The organism is Amycolatopsis pithecellobii (genome assembly GCF_009707865.1).
GTDB classification, from domain to species: domain Bacteria; phylum Actinomycetota; class Actinomycetes; order Mycobacteriales; family Pseudonocardiaceae; genus Amycolatopsis_E; species Amycolatopsis_E pithecellobii.
In genome coordinates, this window is record NZ_WMBA01000002.1 from 26,843 (window position 1) to 53,680 (window position 26,838).

A 26,838-nucleotide genomic window follows, 5' to 3' on the forward strand; every position below is an offset into this window, starting at 1 on the left:
TATGAAGAGAGTTCTCGCGATCGTGGCGCTGCTTCCGGTGGCCACCATCGCCCCGGTGGCCACGGCCGCGCCGGGTGACGTGCTCGATTCGGTCAACACGTTCATCGGGACGCAGGACGAAGGCAACACTTTCCCCGGTGCCTCCGCGCCGTTCGGGATGACGCAGGTGAGTCCCATCGGTTCGCACTACGCCGGCTACCAGTACACCGACACCGCGATCCGCGGCTTCGGGCACTTCTTCCTGTCCGGCGCGGGGTGCTGGGAGCAGGGCGGGCTGGTCTCGACCCTGCCCACCACCGGCACCTTCGACCCGGCGAAACCGTCCACTTTCGACCAGAAGGTGTATGCCTCGCCGTACACGCACGACGGTGAGGTGGGCAAACCCGGTTACTACAAGGTGCATCTGACTGGATCCGGCGGGATCGACGTCGAAACCACGGCGACGACGCACACCGGCGTCGAGCGCTACACCTTCGACAAGTCCGGTCCTGCCAACGTGTTCGTCAACACCGGGCAGGCCGATGACAAGGAACCCGTGAGCGGCAGCAGCGTCCGGATCGTCGACGACCGCACCGTCGAGGGCACGGTCGAGTCGCAGGCGTTCTGCGGTGGCAAGCCGTACACGACCTACTTCCGCACGACCTTCGACAAGCCGTTCACGAGCTATGGCACGTGGTCGCCGACCGGCGGCACCCCGGGCAGCAAGGAATCGGCGGGCGGTGCCGGGTTGCGCGGTGCCTGGCTCACCTTCGCCGACCCCAAGTCTGTCACGGCCACCACGGCGATCTCCTATGTGGACGCCGATGGTGCCCGGCGCAATCTCGAAGCCGAAGGAAATCGTGACTTCGACCGGGTCAAGGCAGCCACGCAGCGAACCTGGCGGCAGGAACTGTCCAGTGTGGACATCAGGAGTGGTAGCGCGGACAACCGGACGGTGTTCTACACCTCGCTGTACCACACGCTCCTGCAACCGTTGACCGGTAACGATGCCGACGGCCGTTATCGCGGTTTCGACAACCAGGTCCACCGCGCCGTCGGCTGGACGTACTACCAGTACTTCTCGTTGTGGGACACCTATCGTTCGCAGAACCAGTTGCTGGCCCTGCTGCGCCCGAGCCGGGCCCGCGACATCGCGCGAAGCGTGCTGGCGATCCACGACCAGGGTGGCTGGCTGCCGCGGTGGGCGTACGCGAACCAGGAAACGAACACGATGAGCGGTGACCCGGTCACTCCATTCCTGGTGGACCTGTGGCGGTTCGGCGCGTTGAGCGGGCAGGAAATGCAGGCCTACCAAGCACTTCTGCAGAACTCGACGCAAATCCCGCCGGCGAGCTCGCCGTTCCAGGGCCGCGCGGGCAACGGGAACTACCAGGCCAACGGGTTCGTCCAGTACGACCCGAACTTCCCGAAGAAGGGGCAGGACACCGACCCGGCGCATGGTGCCTCGGCGACCCTGGAGTACGCGCTGGCCGACTGTTCGCTGTCGATCATGGCGAAGAGTCTCGGCAGGACGGACGACGCGGCGGCGCTCGCGCAGAAGGGCCGCAGCTACCAGAACCTTTGGGACGCCGGCGTTTCCGATCGCGGGTTCACCGGGTTCCCGCGTCCCAAGGTCACCGGTGGCGACTGGTTCACCCCGGCGTCCGGCCCGTTCACCCCGCAGGGACAGGACGGGTTCCACGAGGGCACGGCGTGGCAGTACCAGTGGCTGGTCCAGCAGGACATCCCCGGCCTGGTGCAGCGGATGGGTGGTGCGGGCCAGGCGGCCGCGCGGCTCGACGATTTCTTCGCCTATAACGATCTCCTTGCCGACCCGGCGGGCACGGTGCGCGACGAATGGGTCACCGGGCCGTACAACTACTACAACCAGTTCCGGTACAACCCGAACAACGAACCGGATCTGCACGCGCCCTGGATGTACACGCTCGTGGGGCAGCCGTGGAAGACTTCCGCGGTGCTCCGGGCGGCGCACACGTTGTTCACCAACGCGCCCAACGGGGTCACTGGCAACGACGATCTCGGCGAGATGTCCGCTTGGTACGTGTTCAGCTCGCTCGGGCTCTACCCGGCGGTGCCCGGCACGGGACAGTTCGTGCTGAGCGCGCCGTCGTTCGGCAAAGCCGTGGTGCACTTGGAGAACGGCCGGGACATCGTGCTCAAATCGGACGGTGCGGACGCGTCACGGATCCAGTACGTCCAAGGGCTGCGCGTCAACGGCGTCTTGAGTGACCATGCTTACGTCGGGCTCGAGCAGCTGACCCGAGGGTCCACCTTGGACTTCCGGCTCACCACCGACGCCGCGAATGCCACGTGGGCCAGCGGTTCCGGCGGTGCGCCGCCTTCGCCCTGCGCGAGCTGACAGGCCGCACACCGGGGGGTCGTGACGATGATCACGACCCCCCGGTGTGCTGGTGAGCGGCGTCACGGAGCACACTTGGTACTTGAAACGTCCGACATCGTGGTTGACATGTTGTCGGGCTTTTTTGTGTTTATCCATTGAGGAGGAAGAAGTGTCCAGCAAGGCCGCTCTCGTGTTCCGCGTGGCCGCCGTCGCCGAGGCGTTCTCCTGGGCCGGCTTGGTGATCGGGATGATCCTGAAGTACGGCTTCTCCGCGTCCCATGAGGGAGGCGTGCCGGTGCTGGGCATGGTCCACGGGGTGATCTTCATCTGCTACGTGCTGGTGACGCTCGCCGTGTTCCGCCCCCTCGGCTGGAAGCCGAAGACCCTCGTGCTCGCGTTGCTCGCCAGCATCCCGCCGCTGTTCACGTGGTGGTTCGAGAAGTGGGCGCTGCGCACCGGCAGGCTCGACGGCCCGGAGCGCCTCACCTCTGGCGGCACCGGATTGTTCGTCCGCGAAGCGGAAACCGCCGCCGCCTGATCTTCGAAGAAGCCCCCGCCCATCCCGGCGGGGGCTTCTTCGTTCAGTCCACGAAGTCGCCGGTGGCCTTGCGGATCTTGGTGAGCAGGTCGGTGAGCTGAACGGTCTGGTTGGGGGTCAGGCCGACCAGACCGAAATCGATTTCGGTGACCGCCTTGGTCGCTTCCGCGTGCCGGGCCCGTCCGTCGTCGGTGATCTCCACGAGCGTGGTGCGCCGGTCGGTCGGGTGTGGGACCCGCTTGACGAGACCGTCGCGCTCGAGACGGTCCACAATGTTCGTCACGCTCGTCGGGTGCAGTTGCAGGCGTTCGCCCATCACCCGCATCGGCAGGCTGGAGCGGCGGGCGAAGGTGAGCAACACGAGCGCCTCGTAGCGGGCGAACGTGAGCCCGTGGGGTTTCAGTGCGCCGTCCACAGCGGACTGGATGATCTGCTGGACGCGCATCAACCCCGTGACCGCGGCCATCGTGCCGGACGGGCCGATCCGCTCTTCCCACAACTCGGCGGCGCGGGCGATCGGGTCAAACGGCAATGCGCGGTTCATGACCAGGGAAGCTACCAGCGGGTACCGGGTCGATGGGGCAGGGTGGGGGCTGAGAAGGCAAGAGAGAGGAATGCCGATGCTGGTCGCTTTCAGTGTGAGTCCGTCGGGTGGCGACCCCGAGGGAGGAGTCAGCGAGGCCGTCGCGCGGGCGGTGAAGGTGGTCCGCGATTCGGGCTTGCCGAATTCCACGAACGCGATGTTCACCAACGTCGAGGGTGAGTGGGACGAAGTCATGGAGGTCGTGAAACGGGCGGTCGAAGCCGCCGGCGAGGGCTCCGCGCGGGTGTCGCTGGTGCTGAAGGCCGACATCCGGCCCGGCTACACCGGTCAGCTCGAAGCGAAGGTCGAACGGGTGGAACAGCACCTGCGGTGATTCTTGTGAGTTGGCGTGCCAGGATGGAAGTGTGACGAATCCACGCGGATCAGCGAACTCAGCAGCCATGTCGGCTGCGCTGTCGGGCGCGGTTGATCTGTCCGCGCTCAAGGCACGTGCGGACGCCTCGCGCCAGCAGCCGGCAGCACCGTCGCCGGGCGGCCCCCAGCCACAGGCGCCGACCGGCGCCGTCTTCGAGGTCACCGAGGCTTCCTTCCAGGCCGATGTCGTCGAACGGTCCCTGCAGCAGCTGGTGATCGTGGACCTGTGGGCGGACTGGTGCGGGCCGTGCAAGCAGCTCAGCCCGGTGCTGGAGCGCCTGGCCGGCCAGGCCGGTGGTGCCTGGGTACTGGCGAAGGTCGATGTCGACGCGAACCCGCGGATCGCGCAGCTGTTCGGTGCGCAGTCGATCCCCACGGTCGTGGCGATCGCCGGTGGCCAGCCGGTCGACGCCTTCGCGGGCGCCCTGCCGGAGCCGGAGGTCAAGAAGTGGCTCAACGCGTTGCTGGATGCGCTCAAGGACAAGCTGCCCAGCATCCGGGACGCGCAGCCCGCCGCCGAGGCCGAGGTGCCGGAGGACCCGCGTTTCACCGAGGCCGAGGACGCTTTCGAGCGCGGTGACTACAGCGCGGCGGAGGCGGCGTACCAGCGCATTCTCGACACGGAACCGGCGAACGAGCTGGCGAAGGCGGCGCTGACCCAGGTCCGGTTCGCCGCCAGGGCCGAGCAGGCGGACCCGTCAGCCGTGGCCCGCGCCGACGCCGACCCGGCCGACCTGCACGCCCAACTCGCGGCGGCGGACTTCGAGGTGGCGCAGAACAAGATCGAGGACGCCTTCGCCCGCCTGATCAGCACGATCCGCCGAACCTTCGGCGACGACCGCAACCGGGTGCGCGAACACCTGGTGGGTCTGTTCGAGCTGTTCGACCCAGCAGACGAGCGAGTGGCCAAAGCAAGGCGAGACCTGGCTTCGGCGTTGTTCTAAGGGGTCGGGTCGAGTGCGCTGTGACCGCCTGGGCCGGGCGGTCACAGCGAGCAAGCCGGGACGCTAGCGCCGGCTGACGGCTGCCTCCAGGACCGAACGAAGCGGTGTGGCTGGGCGCTGGAGGAGGTTCTCGAGTTCTCCTCCGGTGGTGGCGAACTCCCCGCGGCGTGCTGCCTGGAACATGTCGAGCAGGATGGCCGCCTGGTCTGCGGGCATACCGTGTCCGATCAAACTGGCCGTCCACTCGGAGTCGTCGGCAACGATGCGGCGGATCGTGCGTCCGGTGAGTTCGGTGAGGATATCGGCGATGTCGCTGAAGTCGAGCGCGTCTGGTGCGGTCAGCGGCGGTGTCGGCCCATCGAACCGGCCCTCGTCGGCGAGGGTGATCGCCGTCGCTTCGGCGAGGTCGGCATGCGTGGTCCACGAGACGGGTCCGTCGGCCGGCACGACGAGCTCACCGGTCTCCAGCGCCTGACCGAGCAGGAGTGGGACGGTGCTGGCGTAGAACCCGTTGCGCAGTGCGGTGAACGGTGTGCTCGTCTGCACCAGGTAGCGCTCGGTGGCGGCATGGTTGGGCATCGGAGGGAAGACCGACTTGTCGGCAGCGCCCTGGTGGCTCGTGTAGAGGATTCGTCTGACGCCGGCATCGCGCGCGGCGTCGATCGCCGCCATATGCTGGGTGATCGCTGCCTCGCCGATCTGGTTCGTCGAGACGATGAGTACCTGCGTTGCGCCCTCGAACGCCTCGGCGAGGGAGTACGTGTCCGTGAAATCGCCCCGCCGGACGCGTACCCCGCGTGCGGCCAGGTCGCCGGCACGACTGGTGTCGCGAACACTCACGCCGACCCGATCGGCCGGAACTCGCTTGAGCAGCCGATCGACGATCTGGGCGCCGAGCGTGCCGGTGCCGCCGGTAATGATGATCATTTTACATCCCATCCCTGGTGTGAACACTGATGCTATCGATGTTAGCAACAAGGATATTAACAGCGGTTATGATGAGGGCATGGCGGAGACGAAACCGGTGAACACGAGCAGACAGCAGACGCGAGAACGCATCGTGGAGGTTGCGGCGCGGCTGCTGCGTGAAAAGGGCCCGCATGCGGTCACCACCCGCGCGGTCGCGCAGGCGGCCGACATGCAGGCGCCGACCATCTACCGGTTCTTCGACGACAAAGACGCATTGCTCGACGCCGTCGCAGAGCACGTCTTGGCCACCTACGTCGCCGGGAAGACGCTCGCCGAAGACAACGGCGACCCGGTGGCGGATCTTCGGGCCGGGTGGGACACGCACATCGGCTTCGGGCTGGCCAACCCGGCGGTGTTCGGCCTGCTCACCGACCCCGGCCGCGGGGGTTCCTCACCGGCAACGGCCGCCGGCCTGGAGGTGCTGCGCGCCCGGGTGCGCCGTGTTGCAGCAGCCGGCAGGCTTCGTGTCGCCGAACGTCGCGCCGTCGAAATCATCCATGCCGCCGGCGTCGGCGTCGTGCTTACCCTGTTGTCCGCCCCATCGGAAGACCGGCACCTCGACCTTGCCGACGCGATGTACGACGCGGTGACGCGATCGATCCTGACCGATCAGCCGCCGCTCCCCGAAGACGGCACGACCGCGGCAGCGCTCGCCTTCCGGGCCCTGGCGCCGAAGCTGCCGATGCTCTCCGACGCCGAACGTGCCCTCCTGTCCGAGTGGCTCGATCGAGCCGGCGGCAACGTCAGCCCGGCGGCGAGGACATCCTCTGATCTTGAGACCGCAAAACCGAATTGACCCGAGCCGCCTGCCGGGTCAAATGATCGCGCTCAGCCAGATTGAGCGCCTTCCGCGCCGCCTCCCCATACAGCCGAGCCGCCACCGAGAGATCCCCGTCGCGCTCGTGCAGATAGGCAGCCACCGCCGAATACCGCGGCAGTGACTCGTCAAGACCCGCGAGCTCCGCCAACCCCGCCCGTGCGCCGTCGGCTTCCCCGACGGCCACGGCGCGGTTGAGGCGGACGACGGGGCTGTCAGTCAGGCGGACCAGCTCGTCGTACCACTCGACGATCTGCACCCAGTCGGTCTCCTCGGCAGTGGGCGCGTCCGCGTGCAGCGCCGCGATCGCGGCCTGCGCCTGGAACTCGCCCAGCTGGTCGCGGGCGAGTGCGGCCTGCAGGATTTCGACCCCCTCGGCGATCGACGCGGTGTCCCAGCGGGACCGGTCTTGCGACGCGAGCGGGACGAGACTGCCGTCGGGTGCGGTCCGGCTGGCGCGCCGGGCGTGGTGCAGCAGCATGAGCGCGAGCAGCCCGGCCACTTCGGGGTGGTCGATCGCGGCCGCGAGCTGCCGGGTGAGCCGGATAGCCTCGGCGGCGAGGTCGACATCGCCGGAGTAGCCCTCGTTGAACACCAGATACAAGACGCGAAGCACGGTCGCGACGTCGCCGGGCTGGTCGAACCGCACGCCGGAGACGGTGCGCTTGGCCCGGCTGATGCGTTGCGCCATGGTCGCCTCGGGCACCAGGTAGGCCTGGGCGATCTGGCGGGTGGTCAGCCCGCCCACGGCACGCAGTGTGAGCGCGACCGCGGACGCCGGCGTCAGCGACGGGTGGGCGCACAGGAAGTACAACTGGAGGGTGTCATCCACCGCGGGCACCGGCGCCGGTTCGGCGTCGTAGTCGACGCGGTCCTCACGCCGGCGGCGGGCGGTGTCCGCTCTCGTCGCGTCGATGAACCGGTGCCAGGCCGCGGTGACCAGCCACCCCTTCGGGTCCCGCGGCGGGTCGGCCTGCCAGGTTTCCAGCGCCCGGATCAGAGCTTCCTGCACGGCGTCCTCGGCCGACGCGAAATCCGCTCCGCGCCGGACGAGGACACCGATCACCGCAGGCACCAGTTCCCGGAGCAGTGCCTCGTTCACTCGGTCACCATGTGCTCGGCGCCGAGGAACGGGCGCACCTCGAGCCATTCGTGGATCGGCTTGCCGCCCGCCCCGGGTGCGGCCGAGAGCTCGCCGGCCAGCTCGACGGCGCGCTCGTAGCTGTCGACGTCGATCACCATCCAGCCGGCGATGAGGTCCTTCGTCTCCGCGAACGGGCCGTCGGTGACCGGCGGGCGACCCTCACCGTCGTACCGCACCCACGCGCCCTCGGGGGCCAGCGCCTGACCGTCGACGAACTCGCCGGTCCCTTCGAGCCGGGCCGCGAAGTCGTTCATGTACTTCACGTGGTCCGAGATCTCCTCGGGCGTCCACTGGTCCATCGGGATGTTGTTGACCGCTGCCGGGGCGCCGCGGTAGTGCTTGAGCAGCAGGTACTTGGCCATGATGTCTCTCCTCGGTTCCGTGCGACCCATTGTGGTCACATTCAACCCGGGGACGGGGCCGCTCACCGGATCTCGACATCACGGCCAAAACTTTTTTCCGGCTGCTATCCGTATTCCTTCGAGCACGGGCTCGAACCCTGCAGGAAGCCCATCCGCATGGCCTCGACGCGGTTGAAACCGGCGTCCACTCGCTTGCCGTTGACGTCGGCGGCCACGAGGCTGTCCGGGCGCAGCAGGTCCGAGATCGCCTCGTCGAGGTCGCCGGCGGACAGGCGCAGTTTCGTGTCGGTCAGGTTGTTCGCCGCGGCGGCCCAGGCGCCGACAAGGCACGCTGTCCGCAGGCCTGCGTTGGCGTTGTCCAGGGACGCGCCGACACCCTTCTGGATCGCCAGCGCGTACCGCGAGGCGATCTCCGACAGCGCCGCGAAGTCGCCGCGCCCGCCGTCCGTCCGGCCCCGGAATTCCGCGCCCTGGTCCACCGGCCGGCCCAGCTTCGCCAGCGCCCGCAGATCGATGTTGACGGTGTTGTTCGCCGGGCAGTACGACGCCGGCGGGGTGGCGGGCCCGCCCTTGCAGGCGCCCGTGCCGTCGACGATCTTCGGTGCGGGGGCCTTGGCCCCGGCGAACGCCGCGTCGAGACTTTCCTTCAACAAGCCGACAGTCTGGTCGTCGATGTCGATGGTGCCCCCGTTGACGTCCTCGGGGTCGAAGGGGCGTTCCGTCAGGCGCGGCTGGAGGTTCTGCATGTTGATCCCCGCGCATTCCTTCGGCCCCTTCTCGAAACCGAGCTGGAAAGCGAAGATCCGGTCGAACGCCGTGCCGTGCGCCTGCCTGTCCTGCGCCGAGGTGCCCGCACTGTCGCGCACCAGGAACAGCGAAGACAGCGCCGCGTTCAGACCCTCAGCGGTGGAAACGGTGAAGTACCTGCTGTTCCCTTCGACGACCCACCGGTAGTAGCTGCCCGCGAAACAGTCCGCCTGCTGCTCCTTGACGATCGTCGGTGTCGTGCGGGTGATGCCGGCCTTGGCCTGCAACCGGAACTGCACCGCGTGCCCGAATTCGTGCGCCAGCACCGTCACCACCGACAACGGGCCGAACTGCTTGATCATCGTCGGCAGCAGCACACCCCGGTCCCAAGCGACCGAATCGTCCGCGCCGCAGTAGAACGCGTTGACGTTCTTTTGCGTGTTCCCACAGCCGTTCTGCTGGTTGGCGCCGTTCGAATCGTACGAAAGGAGCGAACTCACCGGCTGGAAGCCGACACCGAAGTCATCGGGCAGCTGTTTGGACCAGTAATCCTCGACATCGGCGATCGTCGCGGTCGCGATCCGGTCTGCCTCATTGTCGCTCACATTTTGCACGTCAAGGCTCGGCGTCGGGGCATCGGAGCGCAGCCCGCTCTGGAAATGGGTGACCGGTAAACCCGCGACCGAGCCGGCCGCGCCCCCGTCAGTGGTCCCACTACAGGCCATCAGCCCAGCTAACAACACCGAGGTCACGCAGGCGACCAACGTCCGTGCGCGCATCCTCACCCGCTTCCTGATCAGCTTCGGACACCGGACAGTAACCGATATTCTCAATTTCCATGAGAGCAATCCGCCGCTTCACCGTGCGCGCGAGCCTGCCGGAATCACTGGCCGGTCTGCGGGCGCTGGCGACCAATCTGCGCTGGACGTGGCACCCGCCGACCCGCGATCTGTTCGCGTCGATGGACGACGAACTCTTCCGCCGTGTCCGGGACCCGCTGCGGATGCTGCTCGCCGTTTCCCCCAGTCGTCTCGCGCAACTGGCGGGTGACGAGGATTTCCTGGCCAGGGCCAACGCGGTGACGGAGGATCTCGAGCGCTACCTCACCGAGGACCGCTGGTATCAGCAGCAACAGGCCGACGGGCCGGCGGCGATCGCGTACTTCTGCATGGAGTTCGGGGTGCACGAGGCGCTGCCGAACTACTCCGGTGGCCTCGGCGTGCTCGCGGGTGATCATCTCAAGGCCGCGTCCGATCTGGGTGTGCCGATGATCGGAGTCGGCCCGCTGTACCGCTCCGGCTACTTCCGGCAGGGGCTCTCACTCGACGGCTGGCAGCTCGAGCACTACCCGGTGATCGACCCCAACGGGCTGCCGCTGGAACTGCTCACCGACGAGGCCGGCTCGCCGGTGCTGGTCGACGTCGCGATGCCGGGCGGGCGTGATCTGTACGCGCAGGTGTGGCAGGCGCACGTCGGCCGGGTGCCGTTGCTGCTGCTGGACACCGACGTGGACGCCAACGACGAGGACCTTCGCCGCGTCACCGACCGGCTTTACGGCGGTGATGCCGATCACCGCATCCGGCAGGAGATCCTGGCCGGGATCGGCGGGATGCGCGCGGTGCGGCGGTACTGCGAGCTGATGGGGCATCCGCAGCCGGAGGTGTTCCACACCAACGAAGGCCACGCCGGTTTCCTCGGTCTGGAACGAACTCGCGAGATCATCACCGAGCACGGTCTCGGGTTCGACGAGGTGCTCTCCGCGGTGCGCGCCGGCACGGTGTTCACCACGCACACCCCGGTGCCCGCCGGGATCGACCGGTTCCCGGTGGACCTCGTTCAGCACTACTTCGGCGACGGCCGCCTGCTGCCGGGGATCGAGACGCGGCGCGTGCTGGCGCTGGGTGCCGAGGACAACCCGGGCATGTTCAACATGGCGCATATGGGACTGCGCCTCGCCCAGCGCGCGAACGGGGTGTCGCAGCTGCACGGCAGGGTGTCCCGGCGGATGTTCGCGCGGCTGTGGTCGGGTTTCGACGAGGACGAGGTGCCGATCACCTCGGTCACCAACGGCGTCCACGGCCCGACCTGGGTCGCCCGCGAGCTCACGGCGCTGCTCGGCGGCAAGCACAAGGCGTGGGGACACAACGGCCAACTTCCCAGCCAGCAGGGCGTTTCCGACGAAGAACTGTGGGCGCTGCGGCGGGATCTGCGGCAGAAACTGGTGGCCGAGGTCAGGCGCCGGGTTCGTGATTCGTGGTTGCAGCGCGGCGCGTCCGCGCTCGAACTGGGCTGGATCACCACGGTGTTCGACCCGGATGTGCTCACCGTCGGCTTCGCGCGCCGCGTTCCCACGTACAAGCGGCTGACGTTGATGCTGCGTGACCCGGAACGGTTGCGTGCGCTGCTGCTCGACGAGGACCGGCCGATCCAGATTGTGGTGGCGGGAAAATCGCATCCGGCCGACGAGGGTGGCAAGCAGCTTATCCAGCAGATCGTGCGGTTCGCCGATGACGCTGCGATCCGTCGACACTTGGTCTTCCTGCCCGACTACGACATGTCGATGGCCCGCTATCTCTACCGCGGTTGCGATGTGTGGCTGAACAATCCGACGCGGCCCTTGGAGGCCTGCGGGACGTCGGGGATGAAGTCGGCGCTCAACGGTGGGCTCAATCTGTCCATTCGGGACGGTTGGTGGGACGAGTGTTACGACGGCAGCAACGGCTGGGCGATTCCCACCGCCGACGGCATCCGGGACCCGTTGCGCCGCGACGAACTGGAGTCGGCCGCGTTGTACGACCTGCTGGGGCAGCAGGTGGCACCGCTGTTCTACGACCGTGACGAGCGCGGGGTGGCGGCGGGCTGGATGTCGATGGTGTGGCACACGCTCGATACGCTGGGCCCGCGCGTGCAGGCGTCGCGGATGGTGCGTGAGTACGTGGAAACCTGCTACCACCCGGCCGCGACGGCGGTCGAGGCCGCGGTGCGGAATTCCTTCGCGGGCGCGCGATCGCTGTCGGACTACCGGAAGCGGATCGACACGGTGTGGCCGCAGGTGAAAATCTTCGACAGCGAGCTGACCGCGGACGGACTCGTCGTCGGCAGTGAGGTGCGTGTCGAAGCCCGGGTGGAACTCGCCGGCCTCGATGCGTCCGAAGTGGACGTTCAGGCGGTGGTCGGCCGGGTGGGTGACACCGACGAGCTGTCCGAACCGGTGACGGTACCGATGCACCCCGCCGGCGGTGGCCTGTTCACGGCGACGCTGCGCCTTCCGCACGCCGGCTCGATCGGGTACACGGTGCGTGTCCTGCCGAGGCACCCCCTGCTGGCTACGCCCGCGGAGCTGGGGAAGGTGGTGCTGGCTTCGTGAGACTCAGCTCGCCAGCACCGCGTCGCTTCCGGTGCGGGCGTCGGAGCGGTAGCGGCCGGGGGCCTGGCCGCGTGCCCGCCGGAAGGCGCGGCTGAACGCGTAGACGGACGTGTAGCCGACGGCCCGTGCGACGGATTCGAGTGTGTCGTCGGTGTCGCGGAGCCGGACCGCGGCGAGGTCCATGCGCCACTTCGTCAGGTAGCTCCCGGGCGTTTCCCCTGCCACCGCAAGGAATCGGCGCGACAGTGTGGCCCGGGAGACGGCCAGTTCCGCGGCGAGACTCTCCGTGGTCCAGGCCCGCGCCGGGGCCTCGTGCAGCTTCGCCATCGCGACACCGACCAGCGGATCGTTGAGGACACCGAGCCACGTCCCGTTCGCCTCGGCCGGAACCTTCGCCAGCCACACCCGCAGCAGCTGGATGAGCAGGATGTCGACGAGCCGGTCCAGCACGACCGTCGTCGCCAGCTGCGGATGCGACAGCTCCCGCGCCAGCAGCCGGACCGCATCGTCGAGCGAAGTGGCGCCGCTGTCCGCGCGGATGTGCACGATGTCCGGCAGCAACGTGATGACCTGCGTCGAAACCGCCGGGTCGTAGTCATACGTGGCGCCGAGGATGTGCGTCTTGCTTTCACCCGAACCGAACCGCAGCACGCCGTCGGGGTCGGGCAGCGTCTCGTGGCACGACCTCGTCGCGACACCCGGCCCGCTGCTGAGCGTGTGCGCGGTCCCGGTGGGCAGCAGCACCACATCACCCGGCATCAGCCGCACCGGCTCGTGGCCGGGCACACCGAGCCACGCCGTGCCGGAAGTGACGGCGTAGAACACCGCGCCCGGGATCTCGCTCCAGGAGAAACCCCAGGTGTCCCCGAGTTCGAGCCGGGCGGCGACGGTGCCGCGGACGCCGCCCACGGCCAGCACATCGGCAAGAAGATCCATGCCCTCACGGTACCGACTGAACGCACAGACCGACCGCGTTGCGACAGACGGATATCTTCCTGCTCATTTCGATCATCGACCGGCTGCACGGGTGCTCCATACGGTTGTGGTATCCCGCTCAGATGGAGGAGAGAACATGAAGATCGCCGACTCGGTCGCACTCGTCACCGGCTCGAACCGCGGCATGGGCAAGCAGTTCGCCCAGCAGCTGCTGGCGCGCGGCGCCGCGAAGGTCTATGCCACCGCCAGGAACCCGGAAAGCATCGACATCCCCGGCGTCGAGGCGCTGCGGCTCGACATCACCGACCCGGCCTCGGTCGCGGAGGTCGCGGCCGTCGCACAGGACGTGACGCTGCTGATCAACAACGCCGGCATCAACACCACGAGCAACCTCGTCACCGGTGAGCTGGACAAGATCCGCCTGGACATGGAGACACACTTCTTCGGCACGCTCAACGTCGTCCGCGCCTTCGCGCCGATCCTGGGTGCGAACGGCGGCGGCGCGATCCTCAACAACGTTTCCGCGTTGTCCTGGTTCGCCTTCAACGGTGTCAACGCCTACGGTGCCGCGAAATCGGCCGAGTGGGCGCTGACCAACGGCATCCGGCTGGAGCTCGCCGAGCAGGGCACCCTCGTCACGGCTGTGCACGCGGGGTCCGTGGACACCGACATGATGGCCGGCTACGACGTGCCGAAAACCGACCCGGCCGAGGTCGTGCGCCTCGCGCTCGACGGTATCGAGAACGGCAAACTCGAGGTGCTGGCCGACGAATGGAGCGCCTACGTCAAGGCTTCGCTGGCGAACGACCCCGCGGAGTTCTACCAGCAGCAGGTGTAGTCAGGGCACCGCCGGTGTGGGGCCTTCCCGCACCGGTAGCCCGGCCGCGCGCCACGCCCGGAAGCCGCCGTCGAGATCCGTCGCCCGCACACCGAGGCGCTGCAGATCCGCCGCGGCGAGGCTGGACGCGTAACCCTCGTTGCACACCACCACAACCGGCCGATCGGCACGCACCTCGGGCAGCCGGTGCGCGCTCGCCGGATCGAGGCGCCATTCCAGGTGGATGCGTTCGATCGGCACCGAGCCGGGAATCTCGCCTTCCGCGGCCCGGTTCGAAAACGGCCGGATGTCCACGATCAGCGCGCCCTGGTCCTGCAGAGCCCGCGCGCCCGCCGGGTCGACCCGGTCCAGCCGGGACCGGGCCTCGGCGAGCATCTCATCGATCGTCATCGGGGCAATATTGGCGCAAGCGGCGGGATTTCGCTCGGCACGTCGGCCAGCGACGCGTAGGCGCGAGTCGGCACGAGCGGCGGCGAGTACGCGTGCACGCTGGCCGACGGCGCGGTTCCGGCGCCGGTCACCTGGTGCGCGCGCCCCGCGCCGAAGCCGAGGCCGTCACCGGCCTTGTGCGTGCGCGTGCGGATCGGGCCGCCGGGATAGCGGTATTCCTCGGTGAGTTCTCCCTGCAGCACGGTGAACGAACCAGACGCGCCACCGTGGTCATGCGGCTGGGTGTGCTGGCCCGGCAGCCACGCCAGCAGCCACAGCTCGAGCCCGTCGGTCAGCGCGAGACGGGCCCACCAGCGCCGCTCGGCGTCGAAGTGCAGGATCTCACGAAGTGGACCGGCCAGCTCGCGCGTGACCTTGCCGGTCAGGTCGGCCAGCTGCGCGGGTGTCCACAGTAGACGCGACGGGGCGAGGGCATCGGGGGCGAGCGCGCCGGTCAGGTGCGGGTGGATCTCGATGTCAAGAAGGGACTGGGTCAACAGAGACTCCTGTGTGGTCTGGGTACTGCGCTGTTCGTTCTAGTCCGACCACAGTCACGGCCATCCGGCTTGCGCAGGAACGGTTACCTGCTGCTGGGGGTCCTGCCTGCTTTTGGTCGGACTAGTAACCGGACACGGTGAACGAACCGGTACAGCCACACGAGGCCACGAGGAGCAGATCGACGGTGCGGTCACGCCAGAGGCGCCCGGCAGGCGGGAAGGTCAGGGACGTGTGCACAGAGCGATGGTGCCACGGTTTCGGCTACCCCAGGTGACGTCTCACGTTCTGGTACGGGGCCGCTGCCGGGAGACCGCCCGGCGACCACCACAATGGGCGCGTGAGCGACAACCTTGACGACCTCGTGGTGCGGATGTCGGCCGTAGGGGTCCGCCGCCACCGCAACGACCTGCTCGCCGACCTCGACTGGGCGGTTGAGCTGGACGAACGATGGGTCGTACTCGGCCCGAACGGTGCGGGCAAGACGACGTTGCTGCGCCTTGCCGCCGCCGAGTTGCACCCCACGACCGGCACCATCGATCTCCTCGGCGAGCGGATCGGCAAGGTCAACATCTTCGAACTGCGGCCCCGGATCGGCTTCACCTCCGCGGCGCTCGCGGCCAGGGTCCCCGGCGACGAAATGGTCAAGGATGTCGTGGTCAGCGCCGGTTATGCGGTCATCGGCCGGTGGCGCGAGGAGTACGAGAGCCTCGATCTGAACCGGGCGATGGAGCTGCTCGCCGCATTGGGTGTGACACATCTCGCGGAGCGCACTTTCGGCACCCTGTCCGAGGGCGAGCGCAAGCGCGTCCTGATCGCCCGCGCGCTGATGACCGACCCCGAGATGCTGCTGCTCGACGAGCCGGCCGCGGGCCTCGACCTCGGTGGCCGCGAGGATCTGGTGGCGCGGTTGTCCACGCTTGCGCTGGACCCGGACGCGCCTGCGACGGTGTTGGTGACCCACCATGTCGAGGAGATCCCGCCCGGGTTCACGCACGCGTTGCTGCTGCGTGAGGGCCGCGCCGTGGTCTCTGGGTTGATCGACGAGGTGCTGACGGCGGAGAACCTGTCCAAGACGTTCGACCAGGACCTGCTGCTGGAGCGTTCGGGCGACCGGTTTTTCGCACGGCGGCGGTAGGGTACCGGTCAGTAACCGGTTGGGAGAGAGGGTGCCAGCGTGGGCGAGTTCGTACGGCTCGAGGTTGACGGCGGGATCGGCACGATCCGGTTGGAACGGCCACCGGTCAACGCCATCAACAACCAGGTCCAGCAGGAGCTGGGGCAGGTGGCTCGTGAGGCGACGGAGCGGGACGACGTCCGCGCGGTGATCCTCTACGGCGGCGAGAAGACGTTCTGCGGTGGCGCCGACGTCAAGGAGATGGCCGCCCGGTCGTATGCGCAGATGCAGTCCTTCGGTGCCGCGCTGCAGAACACGGTCGCCTCGGTCGCCGCGATCCCGAAGCCGGTCGTCGCCGCGATCACCGGGTACGCCCTCGGCGGCGGGCTGGAGCTGGCGCTGGCCGCGGACCGGCGGATCGCCGGGGACAACGTGCGGGTCGGCCAGCCCGAGATCCTGCTCGGCGTCATCCCCGGTGCCGGTGGCACGCAACGGCTCGCCCGGCTGGTCGGCGCGAGCAAGGCCAAGGACCTCGTGTTCACCGGACGGTTCGCCGGTGCCGAAGAAGCGCTGAGCCTGGGCATCGTGGATGAACTGGTCGCGCCCGACGACGTCTACAAAACCGCGCACCAGTGGGCGGCGCGGTTCGCCGAGGGGCCCGCGATCGCGCTGGCGCACGCGAAGGCGGCGATCGACGGCGGCCTCGAAGTCGATCTCGCCAGCGCGCTCAAACTCGAGACGCACCTGTTCACTTCGTTGTGGGCCACCGAAGATCAGCAGAACGGCATGCGCTCGTTCATCGAGAACGGTCCGGGCAAGGCCACCTTCGAAGGGAGGTAGACGTGTCCGATGCTGTAGTTGATCCGCCGCCGAACCCGCATGCGACCGCCGAGCAGGTCAAGGCGGCCTACGCGGACCCGAAGCTGGCCAACGTCCTCTACCACGACTGGGAGGCCGGCACCTACGACGAGAAGTGGTCGATCTCCTACGACGAGCGCTGCATCTCCTACGCCACCGACGTGTTCGACGCCGTCGCCGGTGAGGACGGCCAGCCCTATCCCACGGCGATGGAGCTGGGCAGCGGCACCGGATTCTTCCTGCTGAACCTGATGCAGGGCGGGGTGATCAAGAAGGGCTCGGTCACCGATCTGTCGCCGGGCATGGTGCGGGTCGCGCTGCGCAACGCGGAGAAGCTGGGCCTCGACGTCGACGGCCGGGTCGCCGACGCCGAGCGGATCCCGTACCCGGACAACACGTTCGACCTGGTCGTCGGGCACGCGGTGCTGCACCACATCCCGGACGTGCCGGCCGCGCTGCGCGAGGTGCTGCGGGTGCTCAAGCCGGGCGGGCGGTTCGTGTTCGCGGGCGAGCCGACGAAGATCGGCGACTTCTACGCCCGCAAGCTCGGCCAGCTCACGTGGTGGCTCACCACGAACGTGACGAAGTTCGGCCCACTGTCGGCCTGGCGGCGCCCGCAGGAGGAACTGGACGAGTCCTCGCGCGCCGCCGCGCTGGAAGCTGTCGTCGACATCCACACGTTCGACCCCGGTGACCTGGAGCGGATGGCGCGCGGCGCGGGCGCAACGGAGGTCCGCGCGGTGACCGAGGAGTTCGCGGCGGCACTGGCGGGCTGGCCGATCCGTACGTTCGAAGCGGCCGTGCCCGCCGAGAAACTGACCGTGCGCTGGCGGTTGTTCGCCTACCACCTGTGGCTGCGGCTTTCCGCACTGGACAAGAAGATCCTGGCCAGGGTGCTGCCGCGGCAACTGTTCTACAACGTGATGATCACCGGCGTGAAGCGGCCGTAGTTGGCGTACGCGTTCTCACTCGACGACGTCGCGTTCCTGCGCTCGGCCGAGCGTGTCCTCAGCGAGTGCGCCGAGTTGGACCCCACGCGGATTCCCGACGTCGAGGCCGCGCGGCGGATCGCAGGGGAGCGCGCGGCGGCGGTGCTGGAAACCGTGGCGCTGCGGCGGAAGGCACGCGCGAAACTCGACGTCAGGGGCTGGCTGTTCACCGGCGACGCGCTCCAGCAGGCGAGCGCGTCCGCCGTGGCCCGGCATCGCGCGGCCCGGCTCCAAGGCCGTGACGTGCACGACGTGACCTGCTCGATCGGCGCCGACCTCGTCGAGCTGGCGAAGGTCGCAGACCGGGTCGTGGGGTCCGATGTGGACAGTGTTCGGCTGGCGATGGCCCGGCACAACTGCCCCGACGTGCCTCTCGTGCGGGCCGACGCGCTGCACCCGGTGAGCCGGGGCACGGTCATCGTCGCCGACCCGGCGCGCCGGGACGCGCGGGGCCGGCGCTGGCGGCCGGAGGATTTCGCTCCGCCGTTGGACCGGCTGGCCGAGGTGTATGCCGGGCGGGAGCTGGCGGTCAAGGTGTCTCCCGGGCTCGATTTCACCGCGCTGACCTGGGCGGACGAGGTCGAGTTGGTGTCGCTGGACGGGCAGGTGCGGGAGGCGTGCCTGTGGACGGGCGGGCTCGCCTCGACCGGCCGACGGGCAACGGTACTGCGCAGCGATGGTCCACAGTGGACGATCACGTCGGACGAGGCGGACGACATCGGTGCCGGTGCGCCCGGCGAGTGGATCATCGATCCGGACGGCGCCGTGGTCCGGGCGGGCCTGGTCAAGCACTACGGCGCGCGGCACGGCCTGTGGCAGCTCGACGAGCGCATCGCCTACCTGACCGGGGACGAGCCCCCGCCGGGGGTGCGTGCGTTCCGGATTTTCGAGCACGGCCCGTACCAGGAAAAGGCGCTGCGTGTCGCGCTGAAACGGCATGACATCGGCAGGCTGGAGATCCTCGTCCGCGGCCTCGACATCGACCCGGACGCACTGCGCAAACGGCTCAAACTCCGGGGAACCGGTGCGGCGACCGCGGTGCTGACCAGGATCGGCCGGTCCCCGGTCGCCTTCCTCTGCACGGCCGCGGCTTAACCCGCGAGTTGCGCGTTGCGCACCCGCGAGTTGAGCGTTGGGGACCCGCGAGTTGAGCGTTGGGGAGGTGCGAGTTGAGCGTTGGGGAGGTGCGAGTTGAGCGTTGGGGACCCGCGAGTTGAGCGTTGCGGACGGGCGAGTTGAGCGTTGCGGAGGTGCGAGTTGAGCGTTGGGGAGGCCGTGAACGTTCAACTCGCGTGCCGTGAACGTTCGACTCGCGCACCGTGAACGCGCAACTCGCGTGCCACGAACGTTCGACTCGCGCGCCGTGAACGCTCAACTCGCGCGGGTTCTAGACGGAGTCGGAGTCGATCAGGAGCTGGCCGTTGACCGTGATCAGGCTGAGCCGGTGCAGCTCGTGGAAGTGCCTGCCGTTCTGCACGAATTCGAGCTCAGACTCGACGGTGTTCGGCCCGGTCTGGTGTGGCGCCGTGGTGACCTCGAACTTCGACATGCCGCCCCAATAGCGCAGGTAGTAGTCGTGCCCGACGCGCTCCTGCATGGCCGGGCTCAACTTGGTCCAGCCCACCGCGGTCCCGCCGGGCATCATCGCGTAGTAGTCCCGGACGAACTGCGCGGGATCGGTCGTCGCGGGCGGTGGTGGCGCGGGTGGTGGGACCGCTGAGGACGAGGGCGCCTGGCTCGACGTCGAGCTGGGCGCGGGCTGGGGCGCGGAGGTCGGCGGCTGCTGGGACACCGATGCCGGTGGCGCGGCATTCTGCCCGTCCGAACCCTTGTTGACCAGCAGCAGCGCGGTGACGGCCGCCGCCACGAGCACCGCCGCGCCGGCCCCGGACCAGATCAGTGCCCCGCCGCGCCGCCGTTTCTCCTCGGCCGGTGTGGCGAGCTGCTCCAGCTCAGCGGCGACCTCGGCCATGCTGGGGCGTTCCTCGGGCGCGAACCGCATCATCCGCTCCAGCGGTGCGGTCAGCGGTCCTGCCTGCTTCGGCGGAGCGAATCGCCCGGCGGCCGCGGCGTACAGCAGCGCCATCTGGTTTTCGTTTTCCCCGTAAGGAAAACGACCTTCGACGATGGCGTACAGGGTGGCACCGAGGGAGAAGACGTCCGAAGCCGCCGTCGGCTTCTCCCCGCGTGCGGCCTCGGGGGACAGGAACGCGGGCGTACCGGCGAAGCGGCCGCTGCCGGTGAGGGTGCCGTCGTCGGCCGCGCGGGAGATGCCGAAGTCGGTGATCTTCGCCGTGCCGTCCTCGCTGAGCAGGATGTTTCCCGGCTTCACGTCACGGTGCACGATCCCGGCGGCATGGGCGGCGGCGAGTGCGGAGGCGGCGTGCGCGCCGATCCGCGCGACCTCGGACGGCGGCAGCGGGCCCCGCGCGGCGAGCACCTCGGCGAGGCTTTGCGACGGCAGGTATTCCAGGACCAGCACAGGCATCCCGTCTTCGTCGTCCGCGACGTCGAAGACCGTGATGGCATGCCGGTGTTGCAGCCGGGCGGCCAGCCGCGCCTCACGTGACGAGCGTTTGCGCGCCTCCTCGGCATCCTTCTTGCTCAACCCGACGGTGAGCAGAAGTTGTTTCAGTGCAACGGTTCGGTCGAGCAGCTCGTCTTTCGCCAACCACACGACGCCCATCGCACCGCCGCCGAGGCGGCGCTCCAGCCGGTAGCGGCCGGCGATCAGGCGCCCCTCGTCCATGGTCTCCGTCCCGGTCACCCGGTCAGGCTACGGCGTCGGCCGAAGGCCCGACACGGCGAGCTACCCTGTGTGTCGTCCGAGTCTGTCCCGCGGTTACCCCGAACGCGGAAATCCATGTAGGACAGCGGAAATCTGTGCCCAGTGGCACGATCGCGGATGTCATACCGGGAAATTACGCCGGAACGGGCAAGCTGGTAGACGAAACGCCCCGGAAAGAGGATGCTCGGCAGTACGGGGTTTCGGCTCACAGTCCATTAAGGACTGTCGCTTCGGGAGGTGCTGATGGCCGGCGTTGACTCTCGACAGGATCAGGCTCCATCACGCCCGGAATTCCGTCGATCTTGGGGTGTGTACAGCGCCCGCCAGGTCCGGGAGTACGTGCGGCGGATCGAAGCGGAACTGGAAATGGTGATCGCGGACCGGGACGCGGCGGTCGCGAGCGCGGAGAATTTGGCGCGGCGGCTGGAAGAACTCCGCAGCGAGAACGACCGGCTGCACGCGAAGATCGACCGGATCAGCCGGTCTCCGATCGAGGCCGACGGGCTGAGCGACCGGTTGTTCCGGATGATCGAGCTGGCGCAGGAGGAGTCGACGGAGATCACCGAGCGGGCGCGCGCCGCGGCCGAACGCAGCTGGGCGGCGACTGAGCGTGCGGCGCAACGGTTGCGGGAGCGGCACCTGGCCGTGGTCGCGGAGGCGGACGCGCAGCGGCGTGCCGTGGCGGAGGATCACCAGCGGCAACTGGAGCGGACGCGGACGGAGATCGCCGCGCTTTCCGAGCAGGCCGCAAAGGAGCGCCAGAAGCTGGACGAAGAGGCGGCGCAGCGGCGGCAAGAGGTGGAGAAGGACTTCGACGAGGCGATGCGTGCCCGCCGGGCGGCGGCCGTCGCCGAGATCGAAGCGCAGGTCCAGGAGGCGGCGCAAGAACGCGCCCGGCTGCTCGCCGAGACCCAGGAACGGGCGCGGAAGCTGCTCGATCACGCGCAGGGGCAGGCCGGCACCGTCGAGGCACAGCGAAATCGCACGATTGCCGAGCTGCACGCGATCCAGAAACTGCTCGCCGAGGCAACCCCGATGCTCCAGGTAGAACCCCCGGACGGGGCGGTGCCCGCACCCCGGAAGGAACCAGCCAACGCGCAGAGCTGAGGGGGCCGGCCGTCGATCGGTGAGCCGGTGCTCTGAGTGGCGGCGGTCAACGCTGGCCAAGTGATCCACCGCCAGTCAAGCTGATCACATGGAGACAGCACTGTGGCACCCGTTCTCGGACATGGCGGTGGTGCGCGACAGCGAGTTCGTGCTCGAGCGCGGTGAGGATGTCTGGGTGTATGACACCGACGGCAACCGGTACCTCGACGCCGCCGCCAGCCTCTGGTATGTCAACGTCGGCCACGGCCGCACGGAGATCGCCGACGCCGCGGCCGAACAGATGCGCAAGCTCGCCGGCTACTCGATCTTCGCCGATTTCACCAACGAACCCGCCCGCGCGCTCGCCGCACGGCTCGCGGAGCTGGCGCCGCTGCCTGACGCGAAGGTCTTCTTCACCGGAGGCGGCGGCGAGGCAGTCGACTCCGCGGTGAAAATCGCCCGCCGCTACCACGCCGCGCAGGGCGAACCCAGCCGCGTGCACGTGATCAGCCGCGAGAATTCCTACCACGGCACCAACGGGATCGGCACCGGCGTCGCGGGGATCGAGGCCAACCGCACCGGGTTCGGCGAGATCCTGCCTTCGTCGTCGCGCGTCCCGTTCGACTCGGTGGACGCGTTGCGGGCGGAGATTCTGCGCGTAGGCCCGGAGAACGTCGCGGCGTTCCTGTTCGAGCCGGTGATCGGGGCCGGCGGGCTGCTACCGCCACCCGAGGGTTACGTGCGCGGCGTGATCGACGTCTGCCACGAGTACGGCGTGCTCGCCATCGCCGACGCGGTGATCTGCGGGTTCGGCAGGCTCGGCACCTGGTTCGCCGTCGAGCGCTGGGACGCGGAACCCGATTTGATCACCTTCGCCAAGGGCGTGACGAGCGGGTACCTGCCGCTCGGCGGGGTCGTCGCGCACGGCCGGGTCGCCGAGCCGTTCTGGTCGCGGCCCGGCAACACGCTGCGCCACGGTTCGACGTATGCCGGTCATCCGGCCGCCTGCGCGGCGGGACTGGTCAACATCGACCTGCTGGAACGCGAGAGGCTGATTGAGCGCGGGCAGGCCTTGGAAGGGACACTGGCCGGCGCGCTGAACCCGCTCGCGTCGCACGAACTGGTCGCGGACGTCCGTGCCGGCCTCGGCCTGCTGGGCGCGGTGGAGCTGACCCCGGATGTGCTGGAGTGTCTGCCTTCCGCGGTGACCGACCTGCATCTGCTGGTGCGGCAGCACGGCGTGGTGACGCGGACGCTCGGCAAGGCCGTCGCCGTGTCCCCGCCGCTGACCATCGAACCCGAGCAGATCCACCAGATCGGCGCCGCGCTCGCCGCCGGCCTCGACGAACTGGCGCTCAAGCTGTGACCGTCCACAGTGGACGATCGGCCGAGCCCTAGGCGTGCGCGGCTTCGGGATCCGGGCTCAGCGCGGCGAAAACCGTTGTCCACTCCGCTTTCTCGGACTCAGGGTCGTCGTAGAGCTCGAAGGTCTTGCCTGACGCCGACGGGTCGAACAGTGCGGCGACGGCGGCGGCCGCCACCGTGTCGCGGCTGACCCGGCCTTCGCCGGTGTCGCCCTGCTCGACGCGGACGCCTGTGGTCGGCAGGTCGTGCAGCCAGCTCGGCCGGACGATGGTGTATTGCGCGCCGCTGTCCCGCAACGACTGCTCGCCACGCGCCCGCGCCTCGATCCTGGCGGCCATCTCCGGATGCTCCGCCGCGCGCGTGACGTAGATCTGCGACACCAGCACCACCGGGATGTCCTCCCGCGCGGCGATGGCCGCTGCCCCGGCGACCCCTTCGTGCATCACCGCCTCGGCGCCCGGCGCGTCCTTGGGTGGCTCGACACACAGCACGATGCCGTCAGCGCCCGCGAAGACGGCCGGGTCCGGCGCGGCGAGATCCAGTTTCCGCGCGCCGCCCCTGCTGGCCACCACGACATCGTGTCCGCCGTCGGTGAGCAGGCCGACGATCCGGCGCCCGGTCCGCCCAGTACCGCCGACCACCACGAAGCTGCTCATCGCAACCTCCCCGATTTGCTTTGTGCACAACAGGATGGCCGTACCGGAGCCCCCGGTCAATGCCTGGCGCAGCGTCCACTTAGGACGTCAGCGGACGCGCTTGCGGATTTCCGCCGTGGCAGGGCGGAGTACGGCGGCCACCCGGCTGAGCTTGGGGCCGTGCGGTTCGGCCGCCGCCAGCCGGAAGCACGCCAGCAGGCGCAGCCCCGTCCATTCCTCGGGTGTCCACCCGGACACGTCGGCAGGCGGGGCCCAGCCCTTCTTCTCGGCCGCCGTCCACACGTCATGCGCATGGGACGCGATCAGCACGAGGTTGGTCACCGGTTCCTGGCGCTGCACCTGCTCCTCTTCGACCCGGACGGCATCGACGACCGAGGAGAGGTGACGCTCGTAGGCGGGCCAGAGCGCGGGATACGCCGACAGTGCCGACCAACCGGGCTCGAGCGGCCCGGCGATCTCGCGAAACCATCGCCGGGCAGATCGATCCGCCAGATTGTCGGCCCAGCCCATGCCCACGATGATGAGCCGATGTACGCCTCGACGCCACCTGGATGTCTATTCTTCCGCCGAATTGGCGCGTAACACCCGAATTTTCGCTGACGGACAGTAGGCAACAACCCGGGTGATCAGCGTCCGTAACCGGCTCGGCGTAGTGCGTCGGCGAGCGCGCCACCTGCCGCATTACCCGAATCGCGCCGGTTGCGTGCCTGCCCGCCGCCGCCCTTGCGCTGTCCCTGCCGCTCGTTCTTCTCCCGCGGCTGCTTCGGGCCGCCGACCTCGTCGTCGAGACGCAACGTGAGAGAGATCCGCTTCCGGGGGATGTCGACGTCGAGCACCTTCACCTTGACGATGTCGCCGGGCTTGACCACGTCCCGCGGGTCCTTCACGAAGTTCTTCGACAGCGCCGAGACGTGCGCCAGCCCGTCCTGGTGCACGCCGATGTCGATGAACGCGCCGAACGCCGCGACGTTCGTCACCACACCCTCCAGGCGCATGCCCGGCTTGAGGTCCGCGATCTTCTCCACGCCCTCGGCGAAGGTCGCGGTCTTGAACGCCGGTCGCGGGTCACGACCCGGTTTTTCCAGCTCCGACAGGATGTCCGTGACGGTGGGCAGGCCGACCGTGTCGTCGACGAACTGGTCGGGCCGCACCGTTTTCAGCACCCGCTCGTTGCCGATCAGCTCGCGCAGCTCCTTGCCGGTGGTGGACAGGATCCGCCGCACCACGGGGTATGACTCGGGGTGCACGCTGGAGAAGTCCAGCGGGTCGTCCCCGCCGCGGATCCGCAGGAAGCCCGCGCACTGCTCGAACGCCTTCGGGCCCAGTCGCGGCACCTGCTTGAGCACCTCACGTGAGCTGAACGGGCCGTTGCTGTCGCGGTGGCTGACGATGTTCTCGGCGAGTGAGGCGGTGATCCCGGAAACGCGGGTCAGCAGCGGTGCGGACGCGGTGTTGACATCCACCCCGACCGCGTTCACACAGTCCTCGACCACCGCGTCGAGTGAGCGCGAAAGCGACACCTCGGACACATCGTGCTGGTACTGGCCGACCCCGATCGACTTCGGGTCGATCTTGACCAGCTCCGCCAGCGGATCCTGCAGGCGGCGGGCGATGGAAACCGCACCACGCAAGGAAACGTCCATGCCGGGCAGCTCCTGCGCGGCGAACGCGGACGCCGAGTACACCGACGCACCGGCCTCCGACACGACCGCCTTGGTGAGCTTGAGCTCTGGGTGTTTCTTGATCAGTTCGAGCGCCAGCTTGTCGGTTTCCCGCGACGCGGTGCCGTTGCCGATCGCGATCAGCTCGACCTTGTGCTCGGCAGCGAGCTTGGCCAGCTGCGCGATCGACTCGTCCCAGCGGTTCGCCGGCTGGTGCGGGTAGATCGTCGAGGTCGCGACGACCTTGCCGGTCGCGTCCACCACGGCGACCTTGACCCCGGTGCGGAACCCCGGGTCGAGGCCCATCGTCGCGCGGGTGCCGGCGGGCGCGGCCAGCAGCAGGTCACGCAGGTTCGCCGCGAACACCCGCACGGCGTCGTCCTCGGCGGCCTGCCGCAGGCGCAACCGCAGGTCGATGCCGAGGTGCAGCAGGATCTTCGTGCGCCAGGCCCAGCGGACCGTGTCCATCAGCCACTTGTCGCCGGGACGGCCCTTGTTCGCGACGCCGAACCGCTGCGCGATCCGCTGCTCGTACTCGCTCGGCCCGGTGCGCGGTTCTTCGCTCGGTTCCTCGGGCTCGATCGTGAGGTCGAGGACTTCTTCCTTCTCACCACGGAACATCGCCAGCACGCGGTGCGACGGCATCTTCGTGAACGGCTCGGAGAAGTCGAAGTAGTCCGAGAACTTCGCGCCGTCGGTTTCCTTGCCCGAACGGACCTTCGAGGACAGCCGCCCCTGCGTCCACATCTTTTCGCGCAGCTCGCCGAGCAGATCGGCGTCCTCACCGAAGCGCTCGACCAGGATGGCCCGCGCACCGTCCAGCGCCGCCTGCGCGTCGGCCACGCCCTTCTCGGCGTCCACGAAGACCGCGGCCGCGGCCTGCGGGTCGGTCGACGGGTCGTTCAGCAGGCCGTCGGCGAGCGGTTCGAGACCGGCCTCGCGCGCGATCTGCGCCTTGGTGCGCCGCTTCGGCTTGTACGGCAGGTAGATGTCCTCGAGGCGGGCCTTCGTCTCGGCGCCTTTGATCTGCTCTTCCAGCTCCGGCGTCAGCTTGCCCTGGGTGCGGATCGAGTCGAGCACGGCCTCGCGCCGCTCGTCCAGCTCCCGCAGATACCGCAGCCGCTCCTCCAGCGTGCGCAGCTGGGTGTCGTCGAGCATGCCGGTGACTTCCTTGCGGTACCGCGCGATGAACGGCACCGTCGACCCGCCGTCGAGGAGGTCGACGGCCGCCTTGACCTGTCCCTCGCGGACGCCGAGCTCCTCGGCGATCCGGTGCTCGATCGACTGCACCACGCTGGGCAAGCTGCCTGTCACGTTCCTGATCCACTCCCTGGTCGACATCCGGCTGTGTCCGGCGGGACACCCACGCCCGAGGCATTGTGCCCGGACGTGGTTGCCGGGAGCGAGGGGGCCGCCCAGTAACAAAGGCCCGT

The 26,838-nt window shown here is 68.8% G+C and carries 25 protein-coding genes; 13 read left to right on the plus strand and 12 right to left on the minus strand.

The features are described 5' to 3' along the window. Position 1: 1 nt before the first annotated feature. Both GKO32_RS01550 and GKO32_RS01555 read left to right on the plus strand, forming a co-directional pair. A complete protein-coding gene (locus GKO32_RS01550) occupies positions 2 to 2,359 on the plus strand; it encodes a GH92 family glycosyl hydrolase (RefSeq protein ID WP_154754931.1) in 2,358 nt (785 codons plus the stop codon). A 151-nt stretch (positions 2,360 to 2,510) separates the two neighbouring features. After that, positions 2,511 to 2,879 carry a DUF3817 domain-containing protein gene (locus GKO32_RS01555; RefSeq protein WP_312867397.1) on the plus strand — a complete coding sequence of 123 codons (369 nt, stop codon included), beginning with the start codon at positions 2,511 to 2,513 and terminating at the stop codon, positions 2,877 to 2,879. 43 nt (positions 2,880 to 2,922) lie between these two features. On the opposite strand, the gene GKO32_RS01560 is transcribed toward GKO32_RS01555, so the two are convergent. Then, positions 2,923 to 3,423, minus strand: a complete 501-nt coding sequence (locus GKO32_RS01560) for a MarR family winged helix-turn-helix transcriptional regulator (protein ID WP_154754932.1) — start codon at positions 3,421 to 3,423, stop codon at positions 2,923 to 2,925. A 76-nt stretch (positions 3,424 to 3,499) separates the two neighbouring features. Between GKO32_RS01560 and GKO32_RS01565 the strand changes: the two genes are divergently transcribed. After that, entirely contained in the window at positions 3,500 to 3,796 is a 297-nt protein-coding gene (locus tag GKO32_RS01565) for a thiamine-binding protein (RefSeq protein ID WP_154754933.1), read from the plus strand. A gap of 67 nt (positions 3,797 to 3,863) precedes the next feature. Beyond that, on the plus strand, positions 3,864 to 4,781 hold the full coding sequence (locus GKO32_RS01570; RefSeq protein WP_154754934.1) for a tetratricopeptide repeat protein: 918 nt from the start codon (positions 3,864 to 3,866) through the stop codon (positions 4,779 to 4,781). Between the two features lie 63 nt (positions 4,782 to 4,844). Here GKO32_RS01570 and GKO32_RS01575 read toward each other — a convergent pair whose 3' ends face one another. Next, the gene (locus GKO32_RS01575; RefSeq protein ID WP_154754935.1) at positions 4,845 to 5,708 is read right to left on the minus strand and encodes an SDR family oxidoreductase; all 864 of its coding nucleotides are present in this window, start codon (positions 5,706 to 5,708) and stop codon (positions 4,845 to 4,847) included. Between GKO32_RS01575 and GKO32_RS01580 the strand changes: the two genes are divergently transcribed. Further along, positions 5,680 to 6,546 carry a TetR/AcrR family transcriptional regulator gene (locus GKO32_RS01580; protein ID WP_312867398.1) on the plus strand — a complete coding sequence of 289 codons (867 nt, stop codon included), beginning with the start codon at positions 5,680 to 5,682 and terminating at the stop codon, positions 6,544 to 6,546. The genes GKO32_RS01575 and GKO32_RS01580 overlap by 29 nt on opposite strands. Here the strand turns inward: GKO32_RS01580 and GKO32_RS01585 are convergent. The 3 genes from GKO32_RS01585 to GKO32_RS01595 all read right to left on the minus strand — a co-directional run bounded on the left by GKO32_RS01585 (position 6,494) and on the right by GKO32_RS01595 (position 9,599). Continuing rightward, positions 6,494 to 7,669 carry an RNA polymerase sigma factor gene (locus tag GKO32_RS01585; RefSeq protein ID WP_312867399.1) on the minus strand — a complete coding sequence of 392 codons (1,176 nt, stop codon included), beginning with the start codon at positions 7,667 to 7,669 and terminating at the stop codon, positions 6,494 to 6,496. The two genes, GKO32_RS01580 and GKO32_RS01585, sit on opposite strands and share 53 nt — an antisense overlap. Further along, positions 7,666 to 8,073 (minus strand): YciI family protein, encoded by a 408-nt coding sequence (locus GKO32_RS01590; protein ID WP_154754937.1) that lies wholly within the window; start codon positions 8,071 to 8,073, stop codon positions 7,666 to 7,668. The genes GKO32_RS01585 and GKO32_RS01590 overlap by 4 nt, the downstream gene beginning before the upstream one ends. A gap of 104 nt (positions 8,074 to 8,177) precedes the next feature. Beyond that, positions 8,178 to 9,599, minus strand: coding sequence for a neutral zinc metallopeptidase (locus tag GKO32_RS01595; RefSeq protein WP_154754938.1), 1,422 nt, complete (start codon positions 9,597 to 9,599; stop codon positions 8,178 to 8,180). Positions 9,600 to 9,658: 59 nt separating this feature from the next. Between GKO32_RS01595 and glgP the strand changes: the two genes are divergently transcribed. Continuing rightward, a complete protein-coding gene (gene glgP / locus GKO32_RS01600) occupies positions 9,659 to 12,187 on the plus strand; it encodes an alpha-glucan family phosphorylase (RefSeq protein ID WP_154754939.1) in 2,529 nt (842 codons plus the stop codon). Between the two features lie 3 nt (positions 12,188 to 12,190). Here glgP and GKO32_RS01605 read toward each other — a convergent pair whose 3' ends face one another. After that, entirely contained in the window at positions 12,191 to 13,123 is a 933-nt protein-coding gene (locus GKO32_RS01605) for an AraC family transcriptional regulator (RefSeq protein ID WP_154754940.1), read from the minus strand. Between the two features lie 136 nt (positions 13,124 to 13,259). On the opposite strand from GKO32_RS01605, the gene GKO32_RS01610 reads away from it, so the two are divergent. Continuing rightward, a complete protein-coding gene (locus GKO32_RS01610) occupies positions 13,260 to 13,961 on the plus strand; it encodes an SDR family oxidoreductase (RefSeq protein WP_154754941.1) in 702 nt (233 codons plus the stop codon). On the opposite strand, the gene GKO32_RS01615 is transcribed toward GKO32_RS01610, so the two are convergent. Then, on the minus strand, positions 13,962 to 14,351 hold the full coding sequence (locus GKO32_RS01615) for a rhodanese-like domain-containing protein (protein ID WP_154754942.1): 390 nt from the start codon (positions 14,349 to 14,351) through the stop codon (positions 13,962 to 13,964). After that, complete coding sequence (locus GKO32_RS01620) at positions 14,348 to 14,887, minus strand: cysteine dioxygenase (protein ID WP_154754943.1); 540 nt, start codon at positions 14,885 to 14,887, stop codon at positions 14,348 to 14,350. Before GKO32_RS01620 ends, GKO32_RS01615 begins: the two co-directional genes overlap by 4 nt. A gap of 371 nt (positions 14,888 to 15,258) precedes the next feature. Between GKO32_RS01620 and GKO32_RS01625 the strand changes: the two genes are divergently transcribed. The 4 genes from GKO32_RS01625 to GKO32_RS01640 are packed head-to-tail and all read left to right on the plus strand — an operon-like array spanning position 15,259 to position 18,944. Next, positions 15,259 to 16,023: an ABC transporter ATP-binding protein gene (locus GKO32_RS01625; RefSeq protein ID WP_154755095.1), complete on the plus strand. Its 765-nt coding sequence runs from the start codon at positions 15,259 to 15,261 to the stop codon at positions 16,021 to 16,023. A gap of 39 nt (positions 16,024 to 16,062) precedes the next feature. Beyond that, positions 16,063 to 16,842 (plus strand): enoyl-CoA hydratase/isomerase family protein, encoded by a 780-nt coding sequence (locus GKO32_RS01630; RefSeq protein ID WP_312867400.1) that lies wholly within the window; start codon positions 16,063 to 16,065, stop codon positions 16,840 to 16,842. A 2-nt stretch (positions 16,843 to 16,844) separates the two neighbouring features. After that, positions 16,845 to 17,810: a class I SAM-dependent methyltransferase gene (locus GKO32_RS01635; RefSeq protein ID WP_312867401.1), complete on the plus strand. Its 966-nt coding sequence runs from the start codon at positions 16,845 to 16,847 to the stop codon at positions 17,808 to 17,810. Further along, a complete protein-coding gene (locus GKO32_RS01640; RefSeq protein ID WP_154754944.1) occupies positions 17,811 to 18,944 on the plus strand; it encodes a THUMP-like domain-containing protein in 1,134 nt (377 codons plus the stop codon). 292 nt (positions 18,945 to 19,236) lie between these two features. On the opposite strand, the gene GKO32_RS01645 is transcribed toward GKO32_RS01640, so the two are convergent. Further along, complete coding sequence (locus GKO32_RS01645; protein ID WP_312867402.1) at positions 19,237 to 20,616, minus strand: serine/threonine-protein kinase; 1,380 nt, start codon at positions 20,614 to 20,616, stop codon at positions 19,237 to 19,239. Between the two features lie 330 nt (positions 20,617 to 20,946). Between GKO32_RS01645 and GKO32_RS01650 the strand changes: the two genes are divergently transcribed. Beyond that, positions 20,947 to 21,744, plus strand: a complete 798-nt coding sequence (locus GKO32_RS01650) for a coiled-coil domain-containing protein (RefSeq protein ID WP_154754945.1) — start codon at positions 20,947 to 20,949, stop codon at positions 21,742 to 21,744. 88 nt (positions 21,745 to 21,832) lie between these two features. Further along, on the plus strand, positions 21,833 to 23,089 hold the full coding sequence (locus GKO32_RS01655) for an aminotransferase family protein (protein WP_154754946.1): 1,257 nt from the start codon (positions 21,833 to 21,835) through the stop codon (positions 23,087 to 23,089). Between the two features lie 28 nt (positions 23,090 to 23,117). Here the strand turns inward: GKO32_RS01655 and GKO32_RS01660 are convergent, their stop codons facing one another. From GKO32_RS01660 to GKO32_RS01670, 3 genes are all read right to left on the minus strand, one after another. Further along, complete coding sequence (locus tag GKO32_RS01660) at positions 23,118 to 23,744, minus strand: NAD(P)H-binding protein (RefSeq protein WP_154754947.1); 627 nt, start codon at positions 23,742 to 23,744, stop codon at positions 23,118 to 23,120. A gap of 87 nt (positions 23,745 to 23,831) precedes the next feature. Beyond that, positions 23,832 to 24,254 (minus strand): DUF6401 family natural product biosynthesis protein, encoded by a 423-nt coding sequence (locus GKO32_RS01665; RefSeq protein WP_154754948.1) that lies wholly within the window; start codon positions 24,252 to 24,254, stop codon positions 23,832 to 23,834. Positions 24,255 to 24,370: 116 nt separating this feature from the next. Next, complete coding sequence (locus tag GKO32_RS01670) at positions 24,371 to 26,719, minus strand: Tex family protein (RefSeq protein WP_376765914.1); 2,349 nt, start codon at positions 26,717 to 26,719, stop codon at positions 24,371 to 24,373. Positions 26,720 to 26,838: the final 119 nt, after the last annotated feature.